At 69.6% G+C, this 24,007-nt stretch carries 25 protein-coding genes, 1 tRNA gene and 1 pseudogene; 19 read left to right on the forward strand and 8 right to left on the reverse strand.

Features of this window, described 5'->3' with window-relative positions; translation table 11 throughout:
* The first annotated feature begins 175 nt into the window (after window positions 1-175).
* Complete coding sequence (locus MU407_RS03500; RefSeq protein ID WP_246955401.1) at window positions 176-1,546, forward strand: alpha-L-fucosidase; 1,371 nt, start codon at window positions 176-178, stop codon at window positions 1,544-1,546.
* On the opposite strand, the gene MU407_RS03505 is transcribed toward MU407_RS03500, so the two are convergent.
* Window positions 1,488-2,495 (reverse strand): hypothetical protein, encoded by a 1,008-nt coding sequence (locus MU407_RS03505; RefSeq protein ID WP_246955403.1) that lies wholly within the window; start codon window positions 2,493-2,495, stop codon window positions 1,488-1,490. The two genes, MU407_RS03500 and MU407_RS03505, sit on opposite strands and share 59 nt — an antisense overlap.
* 72 nt (window positions 2,496-2,567) lie before the next feature.
* Window positions 2,568-3,188, reverse strand: coding sequence for a dienelactone hydrolase family protein (locus tag MU407_RS03510; protein WP_102235617.1), 621 nt, complete (start codon window positions 3,186-3,188; stop codon window positions 2,568-2,570).
* Between the two features lie 113 nt (window positions 3,189-3,301).
* On the opposite strand from MU407_RS03510, the pseudogene MU407_RS03515 reads away from it, so the two are divergent.
* The 5 genes and pseudogenes from MU407_RS03515 to MU407_RS14310 all read left to right on the forward strand — a co-directional run.
* Window positions 3,302-3,375, forward strand: a pseudogene (locus MU407_RS03515) (hypothetical protein); the annotation flags it as partial.
* A 47-nt stretch (window positions 3,376-3,422) separates the two neighbouring features.
* The gene (locus MU407_RS03520) at window positions 3,423-4,133 is read left to right on the forward strand and encodes a DeoR/GlpR family DNA-binding transcription regulator (protein WP_246955404.1); all 711 of its coding nucleotides are present in this window, start codon (window positions 3,423-3,425) and stop codon (window positions 4,131-4,133) included.
* Between the two features lie 94 nt (window positions 4,134-4,227).
* Window positions 4,228-4,704 carry a DUF2975 domain-containing protein gene (locus MU407_RS03525; protein WP_102235616.1) on the forward strand — a complete coding sequence of 159 codons (477 nt, stop codon included), beginning with the start codon at window positions 4,228-4,230 and terminating at the stop codon, window positions 4,702-4,704.
* A gap of 3 nt (window positions 4,705-4,707) precedes the next feature.
* Window positions 4,708-4,968 (forward strand): helix-turn-helix transcriptional regulator, encoded by a 261-nt coding sequence (locus tag MU407_RS03530; protein ID WP_102235615.1) that lies wholly within the window; start codon window positions 4,708-4,710, stop codon window positions 4,966-4,968.
* A 293-nt stretch (window positions 4,969-5,261) separates the two neighbouring features.
* Window positions 5,262-5,390, forward strand: coding sequence for a hypothetical protein (locus MU407_RS14310; RefSeq protein ID WP_281507608.1), 129 nt, complete (start codon window positions 5,262-5,264; stop codon window positions 5,388-5,390).
* A gap of 109 nt (window positions 5,391-5,499) precedes the next feature.
* Here MU407_RS14310 and MU407_RS03535 read toward each other — a convergent pair whose 3' ends face one another.
* Both MU407_RS03535 and MU407_RS03540 read right to left on the reverse strand, forming a co-directional pair.
* Window positions 5,500-6,744 carry a type II toxin-antitoxin system HipA family toxin gene (locus MU407_RS03535; protein ID WP_246955406.1) on the reverse strand — a complete coding sequence of 415 codons (1,245 nt, stop codon included), beginning with the start codon at window positions 6,742-6,744 and terminating at the stop codon, window positions 5,500-5,502.
* Complete coding sequence (locus MU407_RS03540) at window positions 6,741-7,028, reverse strand: helix-turn-helix transcriptional regulator (protein WP_102235613.1); 288 nt, start codon at window positions 7,026-7,028, stop codon at window positions 6,741-6,743. Before MU407_RS03540 ends, MU407_RS03535 begins: the two co-directional genes overlap by 4 nt.
* 181 nt (window positions 7,029-7,209) lie before the next feature.
* On the opposite strand from MU407_RS03540, the gene MU407_RS03545 reads away from it, so the two are divergent.
* Window positions 7,210-7,356: a hypothetical protein gene (locus MU407_RS03545; protein ID WP_246955408.1), complete on the forward strand. Its 147-nt coding sequence runs from the start codon at window positions 7,210-7,212 to the stop codon at window positions 7,354-7,356.
* Between the two features lie 270 nt (window positions 7,357-7,626).
* Window positions 7,627-9,243, forward strand: coding sequence for a DUF4091 domain-containing protein (locus tag MU407_RS03550; RefSeq protein WP_246955410.1), 1,617 nt, complete (start codon window positions 7,627-7,629; stop codon window positions 9,241-9,243).
* Here MU407_RS03550 and MU407_RS03555 read toward each other — a convergent pair.
* Window positions 9,224-10,417 (reverse strand): protein adenylyltransferase SelO family protein, encoded by a 1,194-nt coding sequence (locus MU407_RS03555; RefSeq protein WP_246955412.1) that lies wholly within the window; start codon window positions 10,415-10,417, stop codon window positions 9,224-9,226. The two genes, MU407_RS03550 and MU407_RS03555, sit on opposite strands and share 20 nt — an antisense overlap.
* Window positions 10,418-10,539: 122 nt before the next feature.
* Here MU407_RS03555 and MU407_RS03560 point away from each other — a divergent pair, with 122 nt between their 5' ends.
* The 6 genes from MU407_RS03560 to MU407_RS03585 all read left to right on the forward strand — a co-directional run bounded on the left by MU407_RS03560 (window position 10,540) and on the right by MU407_RS03585 (window position 15,620).
* Window positions 10,540-11,613 (forward strand): ROK family protein, encoded by a 1,074-nt coding sequence (locus MU407_RS03560; protein WP_246955414.1) that lies wholly within the window; start codon window positions 10,540-10,542, stop codon window positions 11,611-11,613.
* The gene (locus tag MU407_RS03565; RefSeq protein WP_246955416.1) at window positions 11,610-12,497 is read left to right on the forward strand and encodes a sugar phosphate isomerase/epimerase family protein; all 888 of its coding nucleotides are present in this window, start codon (window positions 11,610-11,612) and stop codon (window positions 12,495-12,497) included. Before MU407_RS03560 ends, MU407_RS03565 begins: the two co-directional genes overlap by 4 nt.
* 5 nt (window positions 12,498-12,502) lie before the next feature.
* Window positions 12,503-13,612 (forward strand): Gfo/Idh/MocA family oxidoreductase, encoded by a 1,110-nt coding sequence (locus tag MU407_RS03570; RefSeq protein WP_246955419.1) that lies wholly within the window; start codon window positions 12,503-12,505, stop codon window positions 13,610-13,612.
* A 206-nt stretch (window positions 13,613-13,818) separates the two neighbouring features.
* Complete coding sequence (locus tag MU407_RS03575) at window positions 13,819-14,841, forward strand: hypothetical protein (protein WP_246955421.1); 1,023 nt, start codon at window positions 13,819-13,821, stop codon at window positions 14,839-14,841.
* A gap of 9 nt (window positions 14,842-14,850) precedes the next feature.
* Complete coding sequence (locus MU407_RS03580; protein ID WP_102235606.1) at window positions 14,851-15,399, forward strand: NYN domain-containing protein; 549 nt, start codon at window positions 14,851-14,853, stop codon at window positions 15,397-15,399.
* The gene (locus tag MU407_RS03585) at window positions 15,396-15,620 is read left to right on the forward strand and encodes a hypothetical protein (protein ID WP_246955423.1); all 225 of its coding nucleotides are present in this window, start codon (window positions 15,396-15,398) and stop codon (window positions 15,618-15,620) included. The genes MU407_RS03580 and MU407_RS03585 overlap by 4 nt, the downstream gene beginning before the upstream one ends.
* A 58-nt stretch (window positions 15,621-15,678) precedes the next feature.
* Here the strand turns inward: MU407_RS03585 and MU407_RS03590 are convergent.
* The 3 genes from MU407_RS03590 to MU407_RS03600 form a co-directional block, all read right to left on the reverse strand.
* A tRNA-Leu gene (locus MU407_RS03590) sits at window positions 15,679-15,762 on the reverse strand.
* A gap of 120 nt (window positions 15,763-15,882) precedes the next feature.
* On the reverse strand, window positions 15,883-16,587 hold the full coding sequence (locus tag MU407_RS03595; protein ID WP_246955425.1) for a hypothetical protein: 705 nt from the start codon (window positions 16,585-16,587) through the stop codon (window positions 15,883-15,885).
* Entirely contained in the window at window positions 16,584-18,074 is a 1,491-nt protein-coding gene (locus tag MU407_RS03600; RefSeq protein ID WP_246955427.1) for a glycoside hydrolase family 3 N-terminal domain-containing protein, read from the reverse strand. The genes MU407_RS03595 and MU407_RS03600 overlap by 4 nt, the downstream gene beginning before the upstream one ends.
* 114 nt (window positions 18,075-18,188) lie before the next feature.
* Here MU407_RS03600 and MU407_RS03605 point away from each other — a divergent pair, with 114 nt between their 5' ends.
* The 5 genes from MU407_RS03605 to MU407_RS03625 all read left to right on the forward strand — a co-directional run bounded on the left by MU407_RS03605 (window position 18,189) and on the right by MU407_RS03625 (window position 24,006).
* Entirely contained in the window at window positions 18,189-19,343 is a 1,155-nt protein-coding gene (locus MU407_RS03605) for a DUF1343 domain-containing protein (protein WP_246955429.1), read from the forward strand.
* Window positions 19,340-20,038: a PIG-L family deacetylase gene (locus tag MU407_RS03610; RefSeq protein ID WP_102235602.1), complete on the forward strand. Its 699-nt coding sequence runs from the start codon at window positions 19,340-19,342 to the stop codon at window positions 20,036-20,038. Before MU407_RS03605 ends, MU407_RS03610 begins: the two co-directional genes overlap by 4 nt.
* Complete coding sequence (locus MU407_RS03615) at window positions 20,035-20,994, forward strand: GNAT family N-acetyltransferase (protein WP_102235601.1); 960 nt, start codon at window positions 20,035-20,037, stop codon at window positions 20,992-20,994. Before MU407_RS03610 ends, MU407_RS03615 begins: the two co-directional genes overlap by 4 nt.
* A 236-nt stretch (window positions 20,995-21,230) precedes the next feature.
* Window positions 21,231-22,910, forward strand: coding sequence for an ABC transporter substrate-binding protein (locus MU407_RS03620; RefSeq protein WP_246955431.1), 1,680 nt, complete (start codon window positions 21,231-21,233; stop codon window positions 22,908-22,910).
* Between the two features lie 118 nt (window positions 22,911-23,028).
* Window positions 23,029-24,006 carry an ABC transporter permease gene (locus MU407_RS03625; protein WP_102235599.1) on the forward strand — a complete coding sequence of 326 codons (978 nt, stop codon included), beginning with the start codon at window positions 23,029-23,031 and terminating at the stop codon, window positions 24,004-24,006.
* Window position 24,007: the final 1 nt, after the last annotated feature.

Genomic DNA, 24,007 nt, shown 5'->3' on the forward strand with positions numbered 1-24,007 from the left:
ACGTTATTCTGATAAAGTATATCCCCTATACCGGAGCAATATAAGTTTTTTTTCAAGCTGAAGACGGCGTGCGAGATCTTGCCTAGTCTCGTGGGCTCGGAGTGGTGTATAAGAGACGGGGGGCTGGGGGCGTCAGCAGCGGTGGCGGCGGAGTCAGACATGGGATGATTCTGGCATGATCCGCTTCGACGGCCGCCAGGGCCCTGCTGATGCTGCCCCCGCCTCCGCCTACCCGGATCCGGTGATCCCGAACTGGTACCGGGATGCGAAGCTCGGGATCTTCGTGCACTGGGGGCTGTACTCGGTACCGGCATGGGCCGATGTGCTGGATCGCCGCGCTGTCACGGCGGAGAACGCATACGCCCGCCACCAGTACGCCGAGTGGTACGCGAACACGGTGCGGATCGAGGGTAGCCCTACGCGCGAGCGGCATGAGCGGATCTACGGGCTCGGGCATTCCTACGAGGATTTCGCCGATGAGTGGCATCCGGCCGATGGGGCCGTGGCGGGCATCGTGGACCTGGCGCGGCGGGCCGGGGCGGGGTACATCGTGCCCACCTCGAAGCACCACGACGGGTTCTGCCTGTGGGACAGTTCCACCACGCCGTTCACGGCGGCCCGGCGCGGCCCGGGCCGGGATCTTCTGGCCGAGTTCCGTGACGCGGCCGCAGCCTCGGGGCTGCGGCTGGGGCTGTACTACTCCGGGGCGCTCGACTGGCACGTGAGCGATTTCCCACCGATGACCTCGAATGAGGAGCTGTTCGCTCTGCGGCGCAACGACTCGTCCTTCGCGTCGTTCGCCGCCGCGCAGCTGCGGGAGCTGATCGCCGGCTACTCCCCCGCGATACTGTGGAACGACATCGAATGGCCGGATGCCGGCAAGCATGAGGGCCCCGATTCCCTGCCGCAGCTGCTGCACGAGCACCTCGCGGCCGTGCCGGACGGGCTGATCAACGACCGCTGGGGCTCTCCCGTGAACGGCGTGCTCACCCGCGAATACGACGACATCACCGCAGTGCAGGAGGAGGTGTTCGAGTCCACCCGCGGCCTGGGGCTCTCCTTCGGGTACAACGCCGATGAGTCATCGGAGCATTCGCTCGACGGCGCCGGGGTGATCCGGCTGCTGGCCGATGTGGTCTCCAAGAACGGCAACCTGCTGCTGAACGTGGGGCCACGGGCCGACGGGTCCGTGCCGGAGCTGCAGGTCGCGGCGCTCGAGCAGCTTGGGGCGTGGATGGAGCGGCACGGCGATGCGATCCGCGGCACCCGGCCCTGGTTCCACGCGGCCGTGCGCACCCCGCCGGAGAACGTGCGGTTCACGCTGTCCGAGAACGCGCTGAACGTGCTCCTGCTGGATCCCGCGGCCGGGCCGGTGACGCTCAGCCCGGAGGTGTCTGCGGCGGTGCGGGAGATCGCGATCGCCCCCGGAAACGAGCCGGTGCGGCTGATCCCCGAGGGCGATCCCGGCCTTGATGCCGTGGCGGTGATCAGGCTTCCGCTGCGGGCGGCGGACCCTCAGGACCCTCGGCAGGGCGCTCACCGGTAGGAGGAGTCTGAGCCTGCGCCGGCGGCGCCGCCTCCGCAGACGTCTCCCCGATGGCGGGCGGTGCCGCGGCAATCGACCCGGTCGCCGCGGTCGTGGCCGTCTGCTCCGCAGCGACCTGCGGCTCGGACCCGCCTGCGCCCAGCTTGGCGAAGAGCTCGTCGTCGGCTCCGATCTCGAGATAGACCGAGTGGTTGCCGTTCCCCATGTCGGACACCGAGGCGACAGGGACCTCCTCCATGCCGCTGAAACCGATCTTCTGCAGCGCGGCGCCAAGCTCGTCGGCGCCGTGGCCCGCGGCGGTGACGGTGTACGTGACCAGCCCGTCCTCCGCAGAACGGGAGGTGCTCTCGCCCAGCAGCAGGGACTGGTTCACCCTCCCTGCCTCACCGCAGGCCACGGCGCAGTCGATGGAGTCCACCACCCGGGTCTCCACGACGAAGGGATCGTCAGAGCTGGGTGCGACCTCGTAGGTGAAGGTGGAGCCTTCCGTCGCCAGAGCGGCATCCGTCCACGGGCCGATCTCGTCGGCGGAGGCCTCCGGGAAGGCGATCACCCCGGTGGTGCCGGCATCCCCGGCCGGGGTCAGCTCACCGGCTTCGAGGACAGGCTGCGCCTTGGCGGCGTCGTCCTTCGCGTCCGAGTACTCCAAGGTCATGGTGTAGACGGTGTCGGTACCGTTCTTCTCCATCCCCTCGTAGGTCAGACCGGGGTTGTTTTCCTTGATGATGCTCTCGATCTTGGCGGCACAGCCCTCGACCTCCTCCATATCGGACTCGGGGACGGTGATGGTGAGAGTCTGAACGCCCGAGCCATCGGACTCGACGACAGTCTCGTCGTCCACCTCGGCACAGGCGCTGAGCAGGAGCAAAGCGCCGAGTGCGGCCAGCAGCACGAGGAGGAGACGGTATCGGGACAGTGGTAGCGACGGGGACGCGGTGAGAGTTCGCACGGTTGCTCCGTGAAGGGTGAGGGATGGTTACCTCTACCATCCGGCGCACGGGGCTCTCCCGCGGGCTTTCAGCTATCTGTCCGATTCATCCGCCCTGGCCTGTATGAATGCCAGGAGCTCCGCGAATTCGACCTGGTCGACGGCGTGGCCCATCATCGGCCGGTCCACTTCGGTGAGGTCAGTGTGGGCGGTGAGGAACTCGCGGATCGCGGCGGTGGAGGCCTCGTCGTAGAAGGGGTCCTGGCCGCCGTGGCCCCAGAACACGGGCAGCGGATTCTCGGCGAGCGCGGCGTCCTTGGGCTGCGGGACGGGCAGCGGCCAGCCGGAGAGGTTCGCGACGAAGCGCAGGTGGCCCCGCCGCAGCAGCTGCAGTGCCATGAGGCCGCCCTGCGAGAAGCCGATCGCGCCGATGACGTTCTTGCCGTCGATCCACTGCTCGAGTGCGGTGGTCGCGGCGTCGACGTCGGTGGTGCCCAACTCGAACCAGGCGTAGCCGGGGCCGTAGGCGTAGATCGCCCGCAGGGACACGTACCGGAAGGCCCGCGGCAGGTGCGGAACCATGCTGGTCAGGTCCCGCTCATGGCTGCCGAGGCCATGCAGCAGCAGCACGATCGGCGCATCCTCGGGGCCGGAGGCGACGATCGCGGACTCGTCGATGGTCTCGGAGAGCAGGGTGTACTCGGGGGAGGTCATGGGACCAGGGTAGGAGGGGTGAAGCGGGGGTGCTGAGCCGGGACCGCTGAACGCCACGTCGGCGGGGGCAGTCACACATGTACAACAGCGCGCTGTTGTCCCACAAGGGACGTATGACTGAGCTCAGCGTGTCCACCGCCCGCGCACGTCTCGCCGACGTCGTCGATGCGGCGCGCGTTGGGCGTCATCCCATCTATCTGACGCGACGCGGCCGACGGGTCGCCGCGGTGATCGATGCCGATCGGCGTGGACCAGCTCGCACGCCTCATCGGAGCCTCCCCCGTCACCATCCGCCGCGACCTCACCGACCTCCAGGGACGCGGCCTCCTGCGACGGGTGCACGGCGGGGCTGTCGCGGTGGACCTGCGCGGCATGCCCATGCCTTATGCGCTCCGGGCCGCGGAGAACGCGCCCGCCAAGGCTGCGATCGCCCGTGCGGTCGCCGCTCTCGTGCGCGACGACATGGCGCTCGTGCTCGACAACGGATCGACCGTCACAGCGGTCGCCGATGCGCTCACCGGGCGCCCCCTCACGGCGATGTGCCTCACGCTGCGGGCCGCGATGGCGCTCGGGACTGGTGGCTCGACGGACATCGTCACCCCCGGCGGCAGCGTCCGCGGGGAGAGCCTGCACTACGGAGGGGCCGCGTGCCTGGACGCGCTGGACGGTTTCCGGGCAGATCTGGGGATCATGGGGGCCTGCTCGGCCTCCCCGTCCCACGGCCTCACCTCCATCTCGTCAGAGGACGCACAGATCAAGCGCGCGATCCTCGCGGCATCAGCCCGGGTCATGCTCGCGGTGACCGGGGACAAGCTCTCCCGCACCTCGAGCTTCCGATTCGGCGCGCTCGAGGACATGGACGACCTCGTCACCACACCCGACGCCCCCGCCTCCATGCTCGACGAGGTCCGCGCCGCCGGCACCCGCGTGCACCTCGCGCGCTGACGGGCCCGCCCCAACCCCAGCCGACCGGCACCGTGCCCGGAATCCCACCCTCAAACCTATTGCCATTCGATAGATTCCGCATGAAACTCGATGCATGAACCGCGCAATCGCTCGCACGTTGCAGGTCGCCGTCGTCGGCATGGGCCTCGGGCTGCTACTCGCACAGGCCCTCATCATCCCGGTGGTGTCCGGGTGGATGGCCGAGGCCTACCCGGAGTTCGCCTGGGCGAGGTGGTCGCTCGCGATCCCACTGATCGCTGTCCTCGCCTGCCTCCAGGTCGTCCTCGTCGCGACTTGGGCGCTGCTGGGAAGGGTCGCGCGCGACCGGATCTTCGACCGCGGCGCACTGCGCTGGGTGGACGCCATCATCGGCGGCATCGGCGCGGGGTGGCTCATCGCGCTAATCACGTGCGTCTGGCAGACCCTCGTGAACGTCTCCGCCCCGTGGATCCTGCTGTCAGAGCTACTCGGCCTGCTGGTGGGGATGGTGGTCATCCTGCTGATCGTCGTCCTGCGCGGCCTGCTAGTGCAGGCCACGAACCTCCAGACCGAGATGGACGCGGTGATCTGAGCGATGCCCATCGTCAGCCGGATCGACGTGCAGCTCGCCCGCCGGAAGATGAGCGTCGGGGAGTTCGCCGAGCGCGTGGGCATCACGCCTGCCAACATCGCCGTGCTCAAGAACGGCCGGGCCAAGGCGGTGCGGCTGTCGACCCTCGAGGCGATGTGCCGGGTGCTGCAGTGCCAGCCGGGGGACCTCTTCGAGTGGGTCGAGGGCGATGACGCCGCGGCCGACGGGCCGGATGACGAGCTGGCGGCGGGCACGCCCCGGTGACGGAGGGGCAGGCAGGCCCAGACGTGCCCGCCAGCAGGCCATGTAGCGGAGGCCCTGGTCCGCGAGCGGCCATATATGACAAGCGGTGGCTATATCGCCACGGCATGCTCTATATGGCCATCGCTGAACACCGACCGCCGCATACCGGCACGGCCGCGGTATGAGGGCGGCTGCGCTGCCCCTCGTCCCGGCCGGCCCGTCGGCCTCAGTTCTCGGCGCCCGCACTCACCCGCAGGCCCGGTCGGGGAGCGCGGGGCGGCCCTTTCACCGTCGAGCCGACGGAGGATCCCCGGGTGTGGAGCGTCGACGAGGTGTTCCTCGATGCCGCCGCGTTCCAGAAGCACCAGGAGCGCGTCCGCACGAGCGAATGGGGGCTGGCCACGGCTCACATCGAGCGGGACTACGTGGTGCACGGGCTCTGAGACTCTGTACCCTCGAGCGCTCCCCGGACTGCCATCGGTGCTGAGAGCTCTCGAGAAATTTACGCTTAGCAAGCATCTCCGTCTCGAGGCCGACGTCCGATCGTCAGCCTCACCCCATAGTTCGCCGCAGCGCTGTCCGCCGCAGTTCGATTCCCTCGGCCATGAGCGTGATCTCCTGCTCACGGATGCCGTTCCGGCGGGCCGCCTCACGCCATCCGGCCAGCACGTCGCTGATCCAGACCATGCGTTCCCGAGCCTGTTCAGGTTGTAGCGAGCACTCCTCGCACAGCGCGAGCAGCGCGTCAGCCTCGTCGGCCATCGTGTCCGCACCCATGATTGACGTTGCGCGCTCCCGCCACGCATCGGGAGTCGGGTTCACGTCGAAGACCGGGCTCAGCGCCCATCCCCCCGGTCCGGCGAGAAACCCGTGGTTGCGCAGATGATCATCCGTGTTTCCGATCCCGACGTTCATCACGACGCGGTCGAACAGCTCGTGATGATCATCCTTCGGCGACCGGGAGAGATCTCGGATGCCGTCTGCGATATCTGCATAGTCCCGGTGTTCACCGTCGTCTGCCCCGAGCATGGTCATGGCGCTGATGTATCCGATGCGTCGTTGGTCAGCATCACGATCGAAGCGGCGCAGCAGCAGCACGGACCGATCCCCTACCCGGGTGAGCCGACGTCGTGGCGTCCTGATCCCCGCCGACTCCAACAGATCGAGGGCGGTCGCCTCCCAGGCCATGACATCCCAGCGATCCCCGGGATGAGGGAACTTGGCGATAGCGAGGGCGCCATCCTCGAGCCGGACGGAGGCCTTGGGGCGTGCACCGCCGAGGCCCGTCGTCCCGGTGTCCAGAAGCTGCTTCACCGCCGAAGAGGCATCGTCGTCCGCGGCGAGCGCATCGGCGGCATCCAGGAGCTCGGGCAGCGAGATCACCGGGGGGACCTGCGCCGGAGCTCCGAGAAACTCCGTGCCACCTGCGATACGAAACCGCAGTGCGCCCTGGCGCGTGTCGTCGCTGACGCCCAGCAGGAAGTCGAGGTCATCGAGTCGGCGAGGTACTGAGCCGTGTTCACGCGCTCGCGCTCTCTCCGCCTTCTCGATGAGGTTTCGGCCCCAGCGATCCGGAGCGCTGTCTCCGAAGGCTCGCACGAGTGACCCCTGGTGCTGAGCCCCGGAGACCAGAGGGAGGGCGGGATCGATGCTCATCCCGTCAGCGGCGAGGTATCCCGGGTCGTAGAGAAAGGTGGTGGAGATGCGCCCTCGGCTGCGCGTGATGTGCGCCTGCCCCACCAGGATCGGCTCGGCAGCAGACCCGAAGCTGTCCCACAGCACCTCGAGCGTGGTCATCGTGCCCGCTTCTTCTGCAGCTTCCCCGCCCTGAGGCGGCCGATGTCGCTGCGCAGCGGATCAGCCGCGTCGACGATCTGGTCGAGCACCCCGATCGCACGCAGCACCTGGGCGACGTTGCCGAAGCTGACCCCGCTTTCCCCGGCTTCGATCCGCCGCAGGGTGACGCGACTGATTCCTGCCCGCTCGGAGACCTGCTGCGCGGTCAGGCCCAGCACCATGCGCCACCCGCGCACATGCTCACCCAGCTCCTGCATCTCCCGCTCGATGTGATAGCCCGCCATCTCAACTCCCATCGCTATGGACAGTAGCGTATACGTAACCGCAGATAACGGATAGCCTGCTTTCCATAGGGGATGGAGTGGCCGGGTCTGCGTCCTCGAGGCGGCGCAGAAAGCTGGTCTGCAGCACATCGATGCCACCATCGGAGCGGGCAGCGAGGGCGCGCTCGCGTACTACCGGGCGATGGGGTTCGTGCCGTACAAGGAGCTCGCCGCGGCGAACGGCATCCCGCTGCGGGTGGAGGCCATCGCGGCGATCGTCACGAGTTTCGGGATCGCGGTGGGGTGGCTGCTGGTCACGAGCGTCATCGAGCTTCCGCCCCCGGAGTGATCGTGAGCCCGGTGTCTGCCGCGCTCGCAGCCCCGGGCAGAACAGAACCCCCGGGTCGCGCGGCGCGCTGGTCGGCCGGACCAGGCCGACCCCCGGGGGTTCTGCGGTGGTCGCCTCAGGCGGCGACCACCTCACAGGTCCGATCAGCAATCACTTCTCGGATCACCTCCTTTCCACTGCGCCGCTGACGCTAGGACCTCCTCCCGCGCGCCGTCCATCGAATTTCTGTGAGGATGGGACCTCACCCGCGACGACGTTGAGGAGCCCCCTGTGCAGATCGTGCTGACCGATGCCCTGGAGAAGGTGTTCGGCGAGGACATGCCCCGTGCCGCGCAGCCGACCGGGGGTGCACATGTCTCCGGTTTCCGGAATGAGCAGCTCGCCCTGCAGCTCGCTCTGCTGCCGGAGGGTGAGAGCGTGGACGTGCAGGTCGTCGGCCCCCTTGCTGAGCACACGCACCTCGCCGCGGTGCGCCGGGTGCCGGTCTCGAGCCCGGCCCCGGAGAACGCCGACGCGCACTACCTGGTGACCGAGCCCGGCGAGTACCCGGACCTGCTGGAGCCGGTCACGGACGGGACCGTCGGCGGCCTCACCCCGGGACGCTGGGAAGCACTGTGGATCGAGGTGACCGGCGCCCCCGCAGGCACGCATGAGCTCGTGATCCGCGTGAACGGCAAGGAGCAGCGCGCCGTCGTGCAGGTGCATGACGCCGAGCTGCCGCCGCTCACGATCACGAACACGCACTGGTTCCACGTGGACTCCCTCGCGGAGTACTACGGTGTGGATATCTTCTCCGAGGAGCACTGGGCGCTCATCGAATCCTTCCTCGCCTCCGCCCGGGCGATGGATGTCACGAGCGTCCTCACCCCGACGTGGACGCCGCCGCTGGACACCGCCGAGGGGCACACCCGTCCGTTCGTGCAGCTCGTAGGCATCCGCGAGGTGGATGGCGAGTACCAGCTGGATCTCACGAAGCTGGACCGCTGGCTGGAGATCTGTGCGCGCCTGGGCTTCACGGGCTTGGAGATCGCGCACCTGTTCACGCAGTGGGGTGCGCGGCACGCCCCCGCGATCCAGGTGGAAACGGCCGATGGGCCCCAGCACCGCTTCGGCTGGCACACCGACGCGACCGACCCCGAGTACCGGCGTCTGCTCGAGATGCTGATCCCGACGCTGCGCGAGCACCTGGCCGCGCACTGGGACGGGCAGGTGCTGTGGCACATCTCCGATGAACCGTCCGCCGAGCATCTGGACGCCTACCGGGCAGCGAAGGCGCAGGTCGCGGATCTGCTAGAGGGCGCACTGGTGGTGGATGCGCTGAGCTCCTTCGAATTCGCCGAGCAGGGTGTGGTGGACACCCCCATCGTCGCGACCGACCACGTGGAGCCGTTCCTCGCGGCGGGGCAGCGTCCCTGGGTGTACTACTGCGTGGCGCAGGGGCGGGATGTTGCGAATCGCTTCATCGCCCTGCCGTCGGTGCGCAACCGCGTGATCGGCCGACAGCTGTTCGTGGCAGGGGCGCCCGGGTTCCTGCACTGGGGCTACAACTTCTGGTGGGCGCAGTTCTCCCTGCGGCCGATCGATCCGTTCGAGGAGACCTGCGCCGGCGGGGCGTTCCACGGCGGCGACGCCTTCATGGTCTACCCCGGGCCGGAGGGGACGCCGTGGTATTCGATCCGGCACCGCGTGTTCGCGCAGGCCATGGCCGATCATCGGGCATTGACCTGGCTCGCGGAGCTCACGGATCGCCAGACGGCCGCGGCGCTCGTGGATGAGGACGGGACGCTCAGCTACTCCCGCTTCTCCTACGACGAGCATGGCCACCTCGCGGCCCGCCGCGCCGTGGACGAGGCGATCCTCGCGGCCCTCACGTCCCGCAGAAGCTGACGAAGCCCTCCCCGCCCGGCTCCTCGAGGTACTCGAGGCCGGGCCGGCGCTCGTACGGGGCGCGCATCACCTCGAGCATCTCGTGCACCGGCTCCAGGTTCCCCACGGTCGCGGCGGCGAGCGCGCGCTCGAGCTGCTCATTGCGCGGCGCATACACCGGGCCGATGCCGCGCTCATGGAGGAACGAGACGTGGTCGGCGCCGTCGATGCCGGTCAGGTCCGCATCACCTACCAGCGCTGCCCGCTCCGCCTCGAACCAGCCCTCGAACTGCTCGAGCAGCGGCACCGCATCCGCGGCCTCAAGGTGCAGGGCCTCAGCGAAGCGGCACAGGTTCCACAGCGCGATCCCCGCCTGGCTGCCGTAGGCGTAGCGGCCCTGCACGTCGATCGAGCTGAACACGGCGCGGGCGTCGTGCTTCTCGAGGATCGCGCACGGCCCGTGGTCGATGCTCTGCCCGGAGATGGTCATGTTGTCGGTGTTCATCACGCCGTGCACAAACCCGGCGACCATCCACCCGGCCACCAGCTTCGCCTGTACCCGGGCCACCGCCTCCAGCAGGCCGAGCGCCCCCTCAGCCGCAGGGTGATGGCGTGCGATCGCGTAGTCCACAAGCCGCCCCAGCACCTCCTCATCGTGATGCCAGGCCGCGTACTGGAACGTGCCCACGCGCAGGTGGCTCGCGGCCACGCGCACCGCCATCGCCCCCACCTCGGGCTGCATCCCTTGGCGCGGGGCGATCTCCTCTCCGGTGCGCAGCACGGCGAGGATGCGAGCGCTCGGCACCCCGATCGCGTGCAGCCAGCGGCCGATCACGGCCTCGCGCAGCATCGGCCCCAGCGGCGCCTTCCCGTCACCGCCACGGGCGAAGGGGGTGCGGCCAGCGCCCTTGAGATGCAGGTCCTGACGCTCCCCATCGGCCCCCACCACCTCGCCGAGCAGCACCGCCCGGCCATCCCCGAGCACGGGGACGGGGCTGCCGAACTGGTGGCCGGCGTAGGCCTGCGCGAACGTGCCGTCGATCTGGCCGGTCAACAGGTCCACATCATCGGGGCCGATGTCCAGCTCGCGCCCCAGATCCTCGTCGAAGAACACCACCTCCGGGCACGGGGGACGCTCGGCCCTGAACGGCACGGACAGCTCCGGGAGGGCCTCGGCGTAGGTCTGCTGCAGCATGCCTCGATCCTGTCACTTGACGCGGCCTCGGCAAACGCACAGACTGACACCCAGCATTTTGTAACCCCATTGCACAATGGGGCTGTCGGCACCGCGAGGGTGCCCGAGGATGAAGGATTCCCATGGTCACGGCCTCTGCGGTCCGACGGGCGAACGCCCGCGACTGCCTGCTGGCGCTGCGCGACGCCGAGCAGCCACTGACCCTCGCCGAGCTCGCCGCCCGCACGAACCTCTCCCGCCCCACGATCGACGCGGTCCTCACCGACCTCGGGCCCGTCGCGGCCCCCGCCCCGGCCACCGCTTCGGGCACCGCCGGCCGGCCTGCCCGCCGCGTCGCCTTCGACCCGTCGGCCGCCACGTTCGCGGCCCTGGACCTCGGGGCGCGGCGTACTCGCTGCCTGGTCACCGACGCCGCCGGGCACCCGCTCGCCCTGACCGAGGAGAGCGCTGACGTGCCACTGCCCGAGGTGGTCGCGCGGACCGGGCTCTCCCCGGGCGCCGTGGGCATCGCCGTGCCGGGGATCATGCACCCCGATGGGACGGTGGCGCGCAGCATCGTGCTGCCCACCCTGCAGGGCCGTGACCTCGCCGCCGAGTTCGCGGTCCCCGCCCTGGTGGAGAACGACATCAAGCTCGCGGCGCTCGCGGAGCATCACCGGGGTGAGGCCGCCGGCAGCCTGGTGCTGGTGCAGATCGGCCACCGCATCTCGGTCGCTGTCGTGCTCGAGGGGCAGATCCTGCAGGGCGCGCACCGCCTGGCCGGCGAGCTCGGTTCCCAGCGGGGCATGCGCTGGACCGCGACCTCCGAGCGGGGGCGGCTCACCTGGTCCACGGGCGATGAGGCACAGCCCCTGCTCGAGGCAGCCGCCCGCGGGGATACGGCCGCGCAGCAGGAGATCGCGGAGTTCTGTGCGCAGATCGCGCCGCGGCTCGCGACCGTGCTGCTGACTGTGGACCCGGATCGGCTCGTCATCGGCGGCGGGCTCTCCCGCGCCGGGGAGACGCTGCTTCATCCGCTGCGCGAGGCTCTCGCGCGCCTGCTGGTCACCGACCGTGCGCCCGAGGTGGTGGCCGCACGGCTCACGGCCGACGGTGCGCTCGTCGGCGCCCTGAACTCCGCCTACACCCAGTTCTCCGAGCACACGCTGGGGGTCAGGAACCTTCCCGCCCCCTGGTCAGAAGGGATCACCGCATGAGCAGCGATATCAGCATCGGTTTCAGCTCCTATAGCTTCCACCAAAGACTCTCCACCGGGGCGATGACCCTCGAGGACGTCATCGACTGGGTGGCAGCCAGCGCGGGCGAGCACCTCGAGCTCGCTGTTCTCTCCGACGCTGCGGATTCGCCCATCCCGTCGCTCGGGTGGTCCGATGAGCGCCTGGCGGCGCTGCGCGCCAAGGCCGAGGCCGCCGGTGTGCCCCTCAGCAGTCTGGCCGTGGGCGCGGACCTCTCCACCGGGGACGCAGCCCAGGTGGAGCGGGTACAGCGCTACGTGGACCTCGCTGCGACGCTCGGGATCACTCGGATGCGGCATGACGTCGTCCCCCACGGCGTCGTCGAGGGCGACGACACGGTCCAGTTCGAGCGAGTACTGCCGCACATCGTCGCCGGGGCCCAGGAGATCGCGCAGTACGCGGCCGCGAAGGGCATCACGACCAGCCTGGAGAACCACGGGTTCTTCGTGCAGTCCGCGGACCGGGTGCGTCGGATCATCCACGCGGTGGGCGAACCGAATTTCCGCACAACGTTGGATGTGGGGAACTTCGTGTGCGTGGACGCGGACCCGCTCGCCTCGGTGCAGGAGAACCTGCCGTACGCGATGACGGTGCACCTCAAGGACTTCTACATCCGCCCGGCCGATGCGCCCGTCGGCGCCGGCTGGTTCTCCTCCCGCGCCGGACGGAAGCTGCGCGGCGCCGTGCTGGGCTGCGGGGATCTGGACCTGCGCAGCATCGCCCGGGCGATCCGCGACGCGGGCTTTAGCGGCCCGGTGACCATCGAATTCGAAGGCTGGGAGGACTGCCTGCTGGCCTGCGAGCGGTCCCTCGCGGCCGCCACAGATCTTCTGGAAAGGAACTGACCGCCATGACCACCACCCCTGACACCGCGTCCGACGCCCCGAACCTCCCGCCCGACGCCCCGTTCCGGGTGGGCGTCATCGGCGCCGGCACCATCGCCGGCGCGCACCTGGGCGCCTACCGCGACACCCCGGGCGTGCAGATCACCGCGGTCGCGGACATGAACCTCGAGCGCGCCCAGCAGGTGGCCGACGAGTACGGGGCCGCGCGCGCCTACGCCGATCCGCATCAGCTGCTCGCCGATCCTGAGGTGGAAGGCGTCTCGGTGTGCACGTGGAACGACTCGCACGCCTCCTGGGCGATCGCCGCGATCGAGGCCGGCAAGCACGTGCTGGTGGAGAAACCGCTGGCCCGCACCGTGGAGGAAGCGGAGGCGATCCAGCGGGCCGCCGAGGGCACGGACCGACTGGTGCAGGTGGGGTTCGTGCGCCGCCACGCCCCGAACTGCCAGGTGCTGAAGTCCTTCATCGACGCGGGGGATCTGGGCGAGCTGTACTACGCCAAGGCCTCGCTGATCCGCCGCATGGGCAACCCCGGCGGCTGGTTCGCGGACAAGGAGATCGCTGGCGGCGGCCCGCTGCTGGACATCGGCATCCACGTGCTGGACCTCGCCTGGTATCTGATGGGCGCGCCGAAGGCGGTGGCGGTCTCCGGCAGCACCGTTGAGAAGCTCGGCAACCGCGCGAACATCACCTCCATGCCGCGGTACACCGCCGCGGACTACGACCCCACGAAGAACACGGTCGAGGACCTCGCGAGCGCCATGATCCGCTTCGAGAACGGAGCGAGCATGCTGCTGGACTGCTCGTACTCGCTGCACGCGCTCGAGGATTCGATCGCCGTGTCCGTGTACGGGGACAAGGGCGGGGCGGAGGTGGAGCCGCGACTGCGCCTGGCCACCGAGATGCACGACTCCGTGGTGAACATCGACCCGCAGATCGCCTCGCCGACCTTCGACTTCGGGCTCGGCTTCCGCAACCAGGTGGCGAACTTCGTCGCCGCCGCACAGGGCCGCGAGGAGAGCATCGCCCCGCTCGAGCACGGCGTGGAGATCACCCGCATCCTTGCCGCCGTGTACGAGTCCGCGGAACTGGGGCGCGAGGTGCGGCTGGACTGAGCGCGTCGGCCCTCATCCCCGTATTCGCGCCCATCCTCACATCGCGTTCTCGGGTCCTGCGTACCGATACTGGTACGCAGGACCCGAGAAGGCGTGGGGCAGCACCCGAGAAGGCGTGGGGCGGGACCCGAGAAAGCGTGGGGCGGGACCCGAGAAGGCGCTGCGCCCGCTGAGCGCGGTGGTCGACCGATCGAGAGGGGGTGGACATGAAGGCGCTGCTGACCGGTCCGCGCGGCCGACGGCTTCTGCTCGAGCTCGCCGTCCGACTCTCCGATGCGGTGAGAGAGGCCCTGTTCGACCTCGCGTACGCGCACAATCCCGGCCGCGACACGTCCTGCGTGCTCGTGACCTGGGGCGATGTGGAGCCGCGGAAGGCGGCGAGCATCGAGGAGCTCACCGCGCTGCTCCGCGCCCTGCCGGAGGATCCGCTCTCCCCGGATCTCGTGCACGAGGCGCTGGGGGCTTCCGTGGACTCCGCGATGTACTGGCAGGAGCCCGACGGAGAGGACGTGGTCGCAAGCATGCCCAGCGTGCAGGAGGCGCTCGCCCCTCTCGCCGAGCGGGTGTCGACGATCGCGTGGACCGCTCCGGCCCCCTCAGTGCAGCATCTGCTGGAGTGGGAGCCGCCCATCCCCGCGGCGCGGACTGATCTCGCCGCCTGGGTGCGCTCCACCCGTGATGCGGAGCAGCAGGCGCGCAGGGAGCGGCCCCAGGACCCTACGGCCGCGTGGAGCGGCTCCTGGTGGTCGATTCCGCTCGACCAGCCAGTCACCTATGACGAGGTGCCGCGCGCGCTCGACCTCATCGAAGATGAACTGGGCTGGGAGAAGTGCACGACCACGCCCGTGCAGGGGCCGACGGAGGTCCTCGAGATCACCGGCGCTGAGGACTGGGCGAAGCTGTGCCGCGAGCATCCGCTCGAGGTCACCGCCTCACGTCGGCACGACTGGTACCGGGTGACCGGCCGCGACGGCACCTGGGTGATTCCCGACTGGGAGGCTGTCTCGCGGCGATGGGGCGCCGTACACCTCACGGTGCTCGGCTATCTCACCGCCGCCACGACGCTGATCGACGTGGCCGACGGGGTCGCCAGCGTCATCGCCGGCTGGAATCCGGGGTCCACGCTCTGGCTGCGAGAAGCGCCCGGCAAACCCATCGGCCCCTCTCAGCATTGGCGCTGGCGCGACGACGATGACGGTGCAGGCCGATGGCACCCCGTCGACCCGTAAGCTCACCCCATGACGGAACGCACCACGTACCTCCTGGTCGACGGCGAGAACATCGATGCGACGCTCGGCATCTCGGTGCTGGGCCGCCGCCCGCAGCCGGAGGAGCGCCCGCGCTGGAACAAGCTGCTGGATCACGCGCAGCAGGCCTGGGGCCAGCCCACAAAGGGCCTGTTCTTCCTGGCTGTGGACGAGTCACTGCCCTCGAACTTCGTGCAGGCGCTGCTGGCGATCGGGTACAAGCCCGTGCCGCTGCGCGGCGCCGGCAAGGTGGTGGACATCGCGATCCAGCGGACCGCCGAGGCGATCGTCGACATGGACGCCGACGTGATGCTCGTCAGCCACGACAAGGATTTTGTGCCGCAAATGCAGCGCCTGGCCGAGGCGCCCGCGCGGCGTCTCGCGCTCGTGGGCTTCAAGGAGTTCATGGCGAACGAGCTCAAGGACGTGCCCGGCATCGAGGTGCATGACCTCGAGTACGACGTGCAGGCCTTCACCAGCCGCCTGCCGCGGGTGCGGATCATCGACATCGACGAGTTCGACCCGCTGGAGTTCCTATGAGCCGTCGCTGGCAGGCCAAGTCGACCTCGCTGCTGCCGGAATGGGCGGCCGTTCTCCAGCTCGGCAACATCGTGCTGGGCGCGGCGGGCCTGGTGGCGCTGGTGGCGATGCGCAACATTGCGCGGGACACGCACCGGCCCGTGTGGTCCGCGTTCATGGGCGTGTTCGGGCTCGGGCCGTCGCTGCTGTGGCTGCTCGTGAAGCTCGTCATCGAGTTCTGAGCAGTCCGCTCATGCGAAATCCCCTGCGACCGTGCTGGTCACAGGGGATTTCACCGGGTGCGCAAGGGGGGACTTGAACCCCCACGCCCGCGAAGGCACACGGACCTGAACCGTGCGCGTCTACCAATTCCGCCACTTGCGCGTATCTCCGGCACCGGGTCATAGGCGCCGAGGCCGAAGGTTCCCTCAGAGTACTCCGCGATGAGCACTGGCCCAAACCAGATCCGAGGACAGTAACGAACACCACGTCATCTGGGCCCCCTCACAGCCGCGCCCGGATCCACGCCACGATGAGCTCCGGGCTGAACGGCCCGTCCACGTGGCCCCAGGCTCCGAGCACCGTGGTCAGCAGCTCGGGTGTCGCCGCCCGCGCAGCCAGCACCTCGGTGTGCCGGGCAGGCTCCACCGAGAGATCCGCCCGGCCCGCGAGCTGCAGGATCGGGATCCCGGCCAGGCGCTGCGGGTCATCGCGCGCGGGGTCAGATCCGCTCTGCCGCTCCGCGAGGTCGTCCCAGGAGCTCGCACCGTATGCCTCCCACACCCCGTGCTCGGGCGTGAACGTGTGCGTATCCACCACGCCGTTGACGGTCACGACGCCCAGCAGATCCGGCAGCACCCGGTGCGCGGCGATGTTCAACGATGCGAGCCCGCCCATGGAGAACCCGAAGGCCACGACACGCCGCACCGGAGTGAGAGCTGCCGCCGCCGTATAGGCCTCGCGCGCACCCTCGAGGGCCTGTGCATTGCCCCAGGAAGCCTCCCCGCCCTGCCGATGCGTGGCCGCATGCCAGCCCTGCGCGAGCCACAGCTCGAGGTCCTGACGGTGCCGCTCATGCTCGAGGAAGTCGTGGTCCGCACTGTGCCCATGCGAGGCGATGACGAGCACCCCGTCGGCCGAGGTCTCCGGCGGAAGGTAGAGGGTGCCGACGGTGGCACCGTCAGCGTCCCGGATAGGGCGGCGGTTCATGCTGCGCCCTCTTCGCGCGGCCCATCGAGGATCAGGGCGATCGCCGCCTCAGCGTTCGCCCGCCCGGCGCCGCTGGTGAGCACGAGCGCATCATGCGCGGGGGCGCTGTCGCGGGTGCCGGTGTGAATCACGACGGCATCGGGCCTCGCGGCGAGCACGGCGCGCAGCCGCTCCCCCTCCTCCGCATCGGTTACCGGAGCGCGGCACACCACCATCACAGCGGCACCCTCCGGCAGCTCGGCAAGATCCAGGTCAGGGCCGATGAGGGCCTGCTCGTCCCGGCTCTGCACAGCGAGCTCGAAGCTGCGGGTGAAGCGCCCGGCGGCCTGGTTGACGCGGCGCCGCACATCCAGCAGCACGGGCTGCCCGGTGCGCTGCACCGCACCGCGCGCGATCACCGCGGCGCGCGCGGCCCGCGCCCCGAGCTGCTCAAGCTCCGTGACGATCTCCTGGAGATCCTCGCGCGGCGCCTGCTCGCGGTGCGCGGCGGCCCGTTCCCGCAGTCGGGCGATGCGGCGCTGCGGCTCCGCCAGCTGTTCCGGGCTGAGCCGGCCGGCATCGAGGGCCTGGACGATCCCCGCGACGGCGAGCTCGAACTGCGCCTCATCATCCCGGCCCATCGTGTGCCCCAGGCACAGCAGGTCCGCGCCCGCCTCGAGCGCCTGGATGCACACCTCCCCGAGACCCGCGGCGGACACCGCCCCCATGTCCAGAGCATCGGTGATGATCGCGAGGTCTTCCCCGCCCGGCAGCTCCCGTACGAGCGCAGTGACCGCGGGCTCAAGGGTCCCGGGCCGGGAGCCGAGCGCGGGGATCAGCAGATGCCCGGTCATCACGGAGTCCATGCCCGCTGCTGCGGCGGCAGCGAACGGCGGCAGGTCGCGCTCACGCAGGGTGTCGACGGGGATATCCAGGGTGGGCAGGGACAGGTGGCTGTCCACGAGGGTGTCCCCGTGGCCGGGGAAGTGCTTGCCGCAGGTGAGCACCCCGCCCTCGGCGAGCCCCTGCACCATGGCGGCGCCGTGCCGGGAGACCACCTCGGCGCTGGGTCCGAAGGAGCGCACCCCGATGACGGGGTTGTGCGGCTCGGAGGCCACATCGAGCACGGGGGCGAGGTCCATGTCGATGCCGACGGCCCGCTGCAGGCGCCCCAGCATCCGACCGCTCTCACGCGTGAGCTCCACATCATCGGCCGCGCCGAGCGCCGCGGCACCGGCCAGGGAGGAGCCGCCGGCGGCCTGCAGGCGGGAGACGTCACCGCTCTCCTCATCGGCCATCACGAGGACGGGACCGGCCGCATGCAGCTCGGCGCTGAGCGCGCGGGTGGTCTCCAGGTCCGGGGTGTTGGGGGCGAACAGCAGCACACCGGCCAGCCCGTCGGCGATCGCGGTGCGCAGCCAGGTGGGGACGGTGGTGCCATTCATGCCGGGCACCAGGACGGACAACGCGAGCGCGCGATGCTCGGCGCGGCGTCGGGGGTCGTTCATGCAGGGCTCCTCTCGACCTCAACCCACCCGGACGACAATCCTTTGCATCCACGATGGCGGGTATGTAAATTGTATCCACACATTGTGATCCGCATCTCGATGAGGAGTCTGCCCGTGGTTGTCACCAAGGGGACCGGCCTGGATCGCCTGCTGGCCGATCCCGCCCTGATCCCGGACCGCCCCACCCTGCTGTGCGCGAACTACACCTCGGTGGCCGCCGATCTCACGCGCGGCCTCGACGGCCTGGTCGCCGCCGGGATCCCGCTGGTGGGCGTGCTGACCCCGGAGCACGGCTACTGGGGTGCCGCCCAGGCCGGGGACAGCGACGGCGATGGCCGCGATGAGCGCACCGGCGTGCCGCTGCTGGACACCTACCGCCTGGATCCCCCCGCGATCGCCGAGCTGATCCGCCGCTCCGCGGCCGAGCAGATCCTGCTGGACCTGCAGGACATCGGCACCCGCTTCTACACCTACATGTGGACGATGCACGACGTGCTGTGCGCCGCGCAGGACGTCGGCATCCCGCTGATCATCGCCGACCGTCCCAACCCCCTGGGCCCCACGGTCCAGGGCCCGGGCCTGGAGGAGAGCTGCTCGAGCTTCATCGGCCGGGTGGACATCCCGCTGCGTCACGGCCTGACCATCGGGGAGCTCGGCACCTGGTTCGCCCGCCGCCGCGCATGCGCAGACCTCGTGAGCGTGCTCGAGGCCCGCCCCGGGGCCGACGATGATCCGCTCGCGCCAGAGCGCTGGGTGATGCCCTCGCCGAACATCCCCACCCCCACCACCGCGGTCCTGTACCCGGGGCTCGGCCTCATCGAGGGGACCTCGCTCTCGGAGGGCCGCGGCACCACGCGTCCTTTCGAGCTGATCGGCGCCCCCTGGACCGATGCCCGCCTGGCCGCCGCCCTGCGGGAACGCCAGCTGCCCGGGGTGGAGATCCGCAAGGCGATGCTGCGGCCGATGTTCTCCAAACACTCCGGGCTCACGCTGCACGGCGTGCAGATCCACGTCATCGATCCCGCGGCGCTGGATCCTCTCGCCGTGGGCTTCGCGGTGATCGATGCGGCGCATCGCCTGTACCCCGAGCAGCCCATTTGGCGCGAGCAGACCGATCTGGTGCCGCCCCGGCCCGAGGGGCATCCGCCCTTCATCGACCTGCTGTGGGGCTCGCCGGCCCTGCGCCACGGCATCGACGCCGGGAAGGACCTCGCCCAGGTCCTCGCCGACTCGCCGCCCGCTCCGTCCCCGCAGGAGGATCTGCGGTGAGGGCGCGCACGATCCTCGCCGTCGGCGGTCATATCGGGGACATGGACCTCGCGGCGGGACCGCTGCTGGCCCAGAACGTCCTGGACGGCGGGCGGTCCGTGCTCGTGGCCCTCACGGCCGGGGAGCGCGGCCATCCGCGCCTGGGGCAGCAGGAGTACCGGGCGCAGAAGATCGCAGAAGCGCAGGAATTCGCCCGCGGCATCGGCGCCGAGTTCCACCTGGTGGGAGAGGTGGCCGATGGGGAGCTGACCGACGTGGAGCAGGCGGCCCGCGAGCTCGTGCCGCTGCTGCGCGAGATCCGTCCGGAGCTGCTGATCGCGCATTGGCCGCGCAGCATCCACACCGATCACACCTGCGCCTCCCACGCCGCCCAGCGGGCTCGACTGCTGAGCGGCCTGCCGGGCTTCGCGCCAGAGCTCGGGGAGCGCCACGGCATCGCCGAGCTGCTGTTCACCGAGAACTGGGAGGACGCCGAGGGCTTCACCCCCACCTGCGCGGCGGAGATCTCCGAGGACGCGTTCCAGGCCTGGTCCGCGGCGATCTCCGGGCAGGCCTTCGCGCGCGGGGAGACCTACGGCTTCCGCTACATCGACTACTACACGGCGCAGATGACCCTGCGGGGCTGTCTCGCGGGCCTGCCGCGCGCCGTGGCCCTCGCCGCCGACCCCACCCCGATGCTGGAGACGCTGCCATGACCACCCCGAGGATCTCGTCCCGCCCGCTGCGCCCCGGTGATCTGGAGGCGATGGCAGAGCTGCTGGGCCGCTGCCTGCCCACCGATCCCGTCTCGCCGCGTCTGCTGCGCGACCGCGTGCTGCTGGAGCCCAACCATCGGCCCGGCGGACTCCAGCTGGCCGAGTCCGGGGATGGCACGCTTTTGGGGTTCCTCTACGCGACCTGCGCCGAGGGCGGCATTCCCGCTCAGCCGGAGCAGGGGTACCTCACGGTGGGGGCAGTGGATCCCGCTCTGCCCGATGCCGGGGACCTCGCCGGTCGCCTGGTGGATGGAGCGCTCGAGCATCTGCGGGAGCGGGGCGCCCGGCAGGTGACCATCGGCGGGTATCCGCAGGGGTACTTCTGGCCCGGGGTAGACCGCACCGCCTGGCCCCAGATGCATGAGCTGCTGCTCGCCCACGGCTTCACCGCGCAGGGCGAGTCCGTGGCGATGCGCATCAGCCTGGATGGCTGGCAGATCCCCGAGCAGGACCGGGAGCTGCGCGCGCAGCAGGAGGCCGCGGGATACCGCCTCAGCCTCGCAAGCGCCGACGATATGCCCGAGACGATCGCCTTCGCCGCGACGCGTCTGGCCCCGGACTGGGCGACGATCCTGCGCGCAGCCGCCCCCGAGCAGGACGACGGCCGCCACGTGCTGATCATCCGCGCGCCCGACGGTCACGTGGTGGGGGTGTCCACCTACGGCTCGTATCGGGATTCGATCGAGCGGTTCGGTCCCTACGGGGTGGATGAGGAGCAGCGCGGCCGAGGGCTCGGGCGCACCCTGCTCAACGCCACCCTGCGCGCCCAGCAGGCCGAGGGCGCGCACACCTCGTGGTTCCTCTGGACCGGGGAGCACTCCCCCGCCGGGATCCTCTACAGGAAAGTTGGTTTCGAGGTGTATCGGCGCTTCACCACCATGCGTCGCGCCCTGTGACCACGGCGCTGACCGGAACCGTCGGCCGGCACCGTCGGTACTGCAGGTCACGAAGCGGTCTCAGTAAGTGTTTTACGGCACTACCCGTCGCGTAAGAAAATTACTATCGAGCCCACGCTGTGATGGGTGACACCTCAGCACCCGGCCGTGCACCGCAGCACGGCGACGTCGGCGGACCACCGCAGTTCCCCACTTCCGTCCCCGCCCCGGGGACCAGCCCCTCGGAAAGGACCACCATGCTCATCTCACGACGACGTGCGATCGCCGCCGGAGCCGCCGGCGCAGTGACCACCGCGGGTCTCGCCGCCTGCAGCGGCGGATCCGGTGGCGGCGGGGGCGGCACCGGGGGCGGCGGCGACAACCGCCAGCTGCCGCCGCTGACGCTCTACCCCGTCGGCGCCAACACCTTCCAGCAGAACTTCAACCCCTTCAGCCCCACCTCGCTGAACGGCTCGCGCTCCTTCGTCTACGAGCCGCTCATGATCTCCACCCCGATCCAGCTGGGCAACCAGATGCCGTGGCTCGCGGAGTCCATGGAGTACAACGAGGACGGCACCGTCATCACCTTCACCCTGCGCGAGGGTGTCACCTGGAGCGACGGCGAGGCCTTCGATGCCGATGACGTCGTGTTCAACTTCCTGATGATGCGCGACGAGCCCGCTACCAATACCACCGCCCGCCCCATCAAGGACGCTAAGGCCGTGGACGAGCTCACCGCCGAGGTCACCTTCGAGACCCCGCAGCTGGCCTACCGCGAGGCCATCGGCAATATCCAGATGCTGCCCGAGCACATCTGGAAGGACCTCGACCCCATCGAGGCGGTCATCGAGGAGCCCATCGGCACCGGCCCCTACGTGCTGGGCCAGTTCGGCGAGCAGCTGTACACCCTCACCAAGCGCGAGGACTACTGGAACGAGGAGGGCTTCCAGGTCCCCGAGCTGCAGTTCCCCGCCATCACCGGTGAGACCTTCGTCAACACCCTCGCCGCGGGCGATATCGACTGGGCTGGCGGCTTCGTCGCCAATGTCGAGGACATCTACCACAAGGCCGATCCCGAGAACCGCGGCACCTGGCTGCCCGGTGCCGGTGTCGTCTCTCTGATCCCCAACAGCGAGAACGAGCTGTGGGATGACGTGGAGCTCAAGAAGGGCCTGTCCTACGCGATCAACCGCCAGCAGATCTGCGAGGTCGCGATGCAGGACTACGTCAAGCCCGCGCATCCCACCGCGCTGCCCAAGCCCACCTTTGAGGACGCGATCTCCGCGGAGTACACGGATGCGGAGTTCACCTACGACCCCGAAGAGGCCAACCGCATCCTCGATGAGGCCGGCTACGAAAAGGGTTCCGACGGGATCCGCGTGGCCCCGAACGGTGACAAGCTCGACTTCACCGTCGAGCTGCCCTCGGACTGGGTGGACCTCATCGACGTCGCCACGCTCCTGGGCGAGCAGTTCGAGAAGGTGGGCGTCAAGCTCACCCCGCAGGGTGTGTCCCTCGAGTCGTACATCGAAAAGCGCGGCACCGGCCAGTTCGTGCTCAACCTGGGTGCCTTCGGCGCCGGGAACACCCCCTTCGACATGTACCGCTACATGATGAGCTCGGAGTACAAGGTGGACTCCGGCGCGGTCACCCAGAACTTCGGCCGGTACTACGACGAGGACGCCGACGCCGCCTTCGAGGCGTACTCGGTCGCCGCCGATGAGGACGCCCGCGCCGAGGCCATCGGCGACCTGCAGCAGATCATGGTCGAGCAGATGCCGAACATTCCGCTCTACCCGGCGCCGAACTGGTTCCACTACAACACCGAGAACTGGACCGGCTTCCCGAACGACGATGACCCCTACGCCCTGGGCGCACCGTTCCAGACCCCGGACCGGCTGCTGATCGTCCAGAAGCTCACCCCGAACGAGGGCTGATCACAGCCGACGGGTCGGGAGCCTCCCCGCGGGGCTCCCGACCCGTCGGCCCCCGTCCCCGCTGTCACCGCTTTCTTCGAAACGCCCCATTCCGACTCCCGCACCCGGAGGACCCGCAGTGAAGTATCTGTTGCGGAAGGTCCTGCTCTACACGTTCATCCTGTGGGCAGCGATCACCTTGAACTTCCTCATCCCGCGCCTCATGCCCGGTGACCCCGTCACCCTGCTCATGGAGCGGATGGAGGGACAGATCTCCCCCGACGCCGTCGCGGCTCTCACCGCCGCCTACGGCATCTCCGACGAACCGCTGCTGGTGCAGTACATCCAGTACATGGGACAGATCCTCACCGGTGACTTCGGGCGCTCCATCACGTACTTCCCGGTGCCGGTCAGCGAGATCGCGCTGAGCGCCCTGCCGTGGACCCTGGGCCTGGTGGGCACCACCACTGTGCTGAGCTTCCTGCTGGGCACGGGCCTGGGCGTCATCCTCGCCTGGCGGCGCGGCCGGCTCTCGGACTACACCCTGCCGGCCCTGACCTTCCTCAACGCCGTGCCGTACTTCTGGATGGCGCTGCTGCTGGTGCTCGTGTTCTCCGTGAACCTGGGCTGGTTCCCGGTGGCGGGCGGCGCGGACCGCTTCCTGGTGCGCGGCTGGTACCCGGAGTACATCCTCTCGGTGCTCTACCACTCGCTGCTGCCGGCGATCACGATCATCCTCAGCTCCTTCGCCGGCAGCGTCATCGGCATGCGCAACATGACCGTGACCGTGCTGGGCGAGGACTACGTGACGATGGCCGAGGCGAAGGGCCTGCGCCCGCGCACGGTGCTGTTCACCTACGGGGCGCGCAACGCGATCCTGCCGTCCATCACCGGTTTCGCCATGTCGCTGGGCGCCGTGGTGAGCGGCTCGATGCTCACCGAGGTCATCTTCAACTACCCCGGGATCGGGTACATCCTGTTCCAGGCTGTGCAGGGCCAGGACTTCCCCCTCATGCAGGGCCTGTTCCTCATGATCTCCTTCACCGTGATCCTCGCGAACCTCCTCGCGGACGTGGTGTACGTGTTCCTGGATCCGCGCACTCGAGTGGAGGCCTGAG

This window comes from Brachybacterium sp. Marseille-Q7125, from assembly GCF_023062615.1.
Taxonomy (GTDB): Bacteria; Actinomycetota; Actinomycetes; order Actinomycetales; family Dermabacteraceae; genus Brachybacterium.

Excerpts from the sequence above, each read along its gene's own strand:
- MU407_RS03500 (WP_246955401.1), top strand. The coding sequence starts at position 176 with ATGATCCGCTTCGACGGCCGCCAGGGCCCTGCTGATGCTGCCCCCGCC.
- MU407_RS03510 (WP_102235617.1), bottom strand. The coding sequence starts at position 3,188 with ATGACCTCCCCCGAGTACACCCTGCTCTCCGAGACCATCGACGAGTCC.
- MU407_RS03520 (WP_246955404.1), top strand. The coding sequence starts at position 3,423 with ATGCCGATCGGCGTGGACCAGCTCGCACGCCTCATCGGAGCCTCCCCC.
- MU407_RS03525 (WP_102235616.1), top strand. The coding sequence starts at position 4,228 with ATGAACCGCGCAATCGCTCGCACGTTGCAGGTCGCCGTCGTCGGCATG.
- MU407_RS03530 (WP_102235615.1), top strand. The coding sequence starts at position 4,708 with ATGCCCATCGTCAGCCGGATCGACGTGCAGCTCGCCCGCCGGAAGATG.
- MU407_RS03535 (WP_246955406.1), bottom strand. The coding sequence starts at position 6,744 with ATGACCACGCTCGAGGTGCTGTGGGACAGCTTCGGGTCTGCTGCCGAG.
- MU407_RS03540 (WP_102235613.1), bottom strand. The coding sequence starts at position 7,028 with ATGGCGGGCTATCACATCGAGCGGGAGATGCAGGAGCTGGGTGAGCAT.
- MU407_RS03545 (WP_246955408.1), top strand. The coding sequence starts at position 7,210 with ATGGGGTTCGTGCCGTACAAGGAGCTCGCCGCGGCGAACGGCATCCCG.
- MU407_RS03555 (WP_246955412.1), bottom strand. The coding sequence starts at position 10,417 with ATGCTGCAGCAGACCTACGCCGAGGCCCTCCCGGAGCTGTCCGTGCCG.
- MU407_RS03560 (WP_246955414.1), top strand. The coding sequence starts at position 10,540 with ATGGTCACGGCCTCTGCGGTCCGACGGGCGAACGCCCGCGACTGCCTG.
- MU407_RS03565 (WP_246955416.1), top strand. The coding sequence starts at position 11,610 with ATGAGCAGCGATATCAGCATCGGTTTCAGCTCCTATAGCTTCCACCAA.
- MU407_RS03570 (WP_246955419.1), top strand. The coding sequence starts at position 12,503 with ATGACCACCACCCCTGACACCGCGTCCGACGCCCCGAACCTCCCGCCC.
- MU407_RS03575 (WP_246955421.1), top strand. The coding sequence starts at position 13,819 with ATGAAGGCGCTGCTGACCGGTCCGCGCGGCCGACGGCTTCTGCTCGAG.
- MU407_RS03580 (WP_102235606.1), top strand. The coding sequence starts at position 14,851 with ATGACGGAACGCACCACGTACCTCCTGGTCGACGGCGAGAACATCGAT.
- MU407_RS03585 (WP_246955423.1), top strand. The coding sequence starts at position 15,396 with ATGAGCCGTCGCTGGCAGGCCAAGTCGACCTCGCTGCTGCCGGAATGG.
- MU407_RS03595 (WP_246955425.1), bottom strand. The coding sequence starts at position 16,587 with ATGAACCGCCGCCCTATCCGGGACGCTGACGGTGCCACCGTCGGCACC.
- MU407_RS03600 (WP_246955427.1), bottom strand. The coding sequence starts at position 18,074 with ATGAACGACCCCCGACGCCGCGCCGAGCATCGCGCGCTCGCGTTGTCC.
- MU407_RS03615 (WP_102235601.1), top strand. The coding sequence starts at position 20,035 with ATGACCACCCCGAGGATCTCGTCCCGCCCGCTGCGCCCCGGTGATCTG.
- MU407_RS03620 (WP_246955431.1), top strand. The coding sequence starts at position 21,231 with ATGCTCATCTCACGACGACGTGCGATCGCCGCCGGAGCCGCCGGCGCA.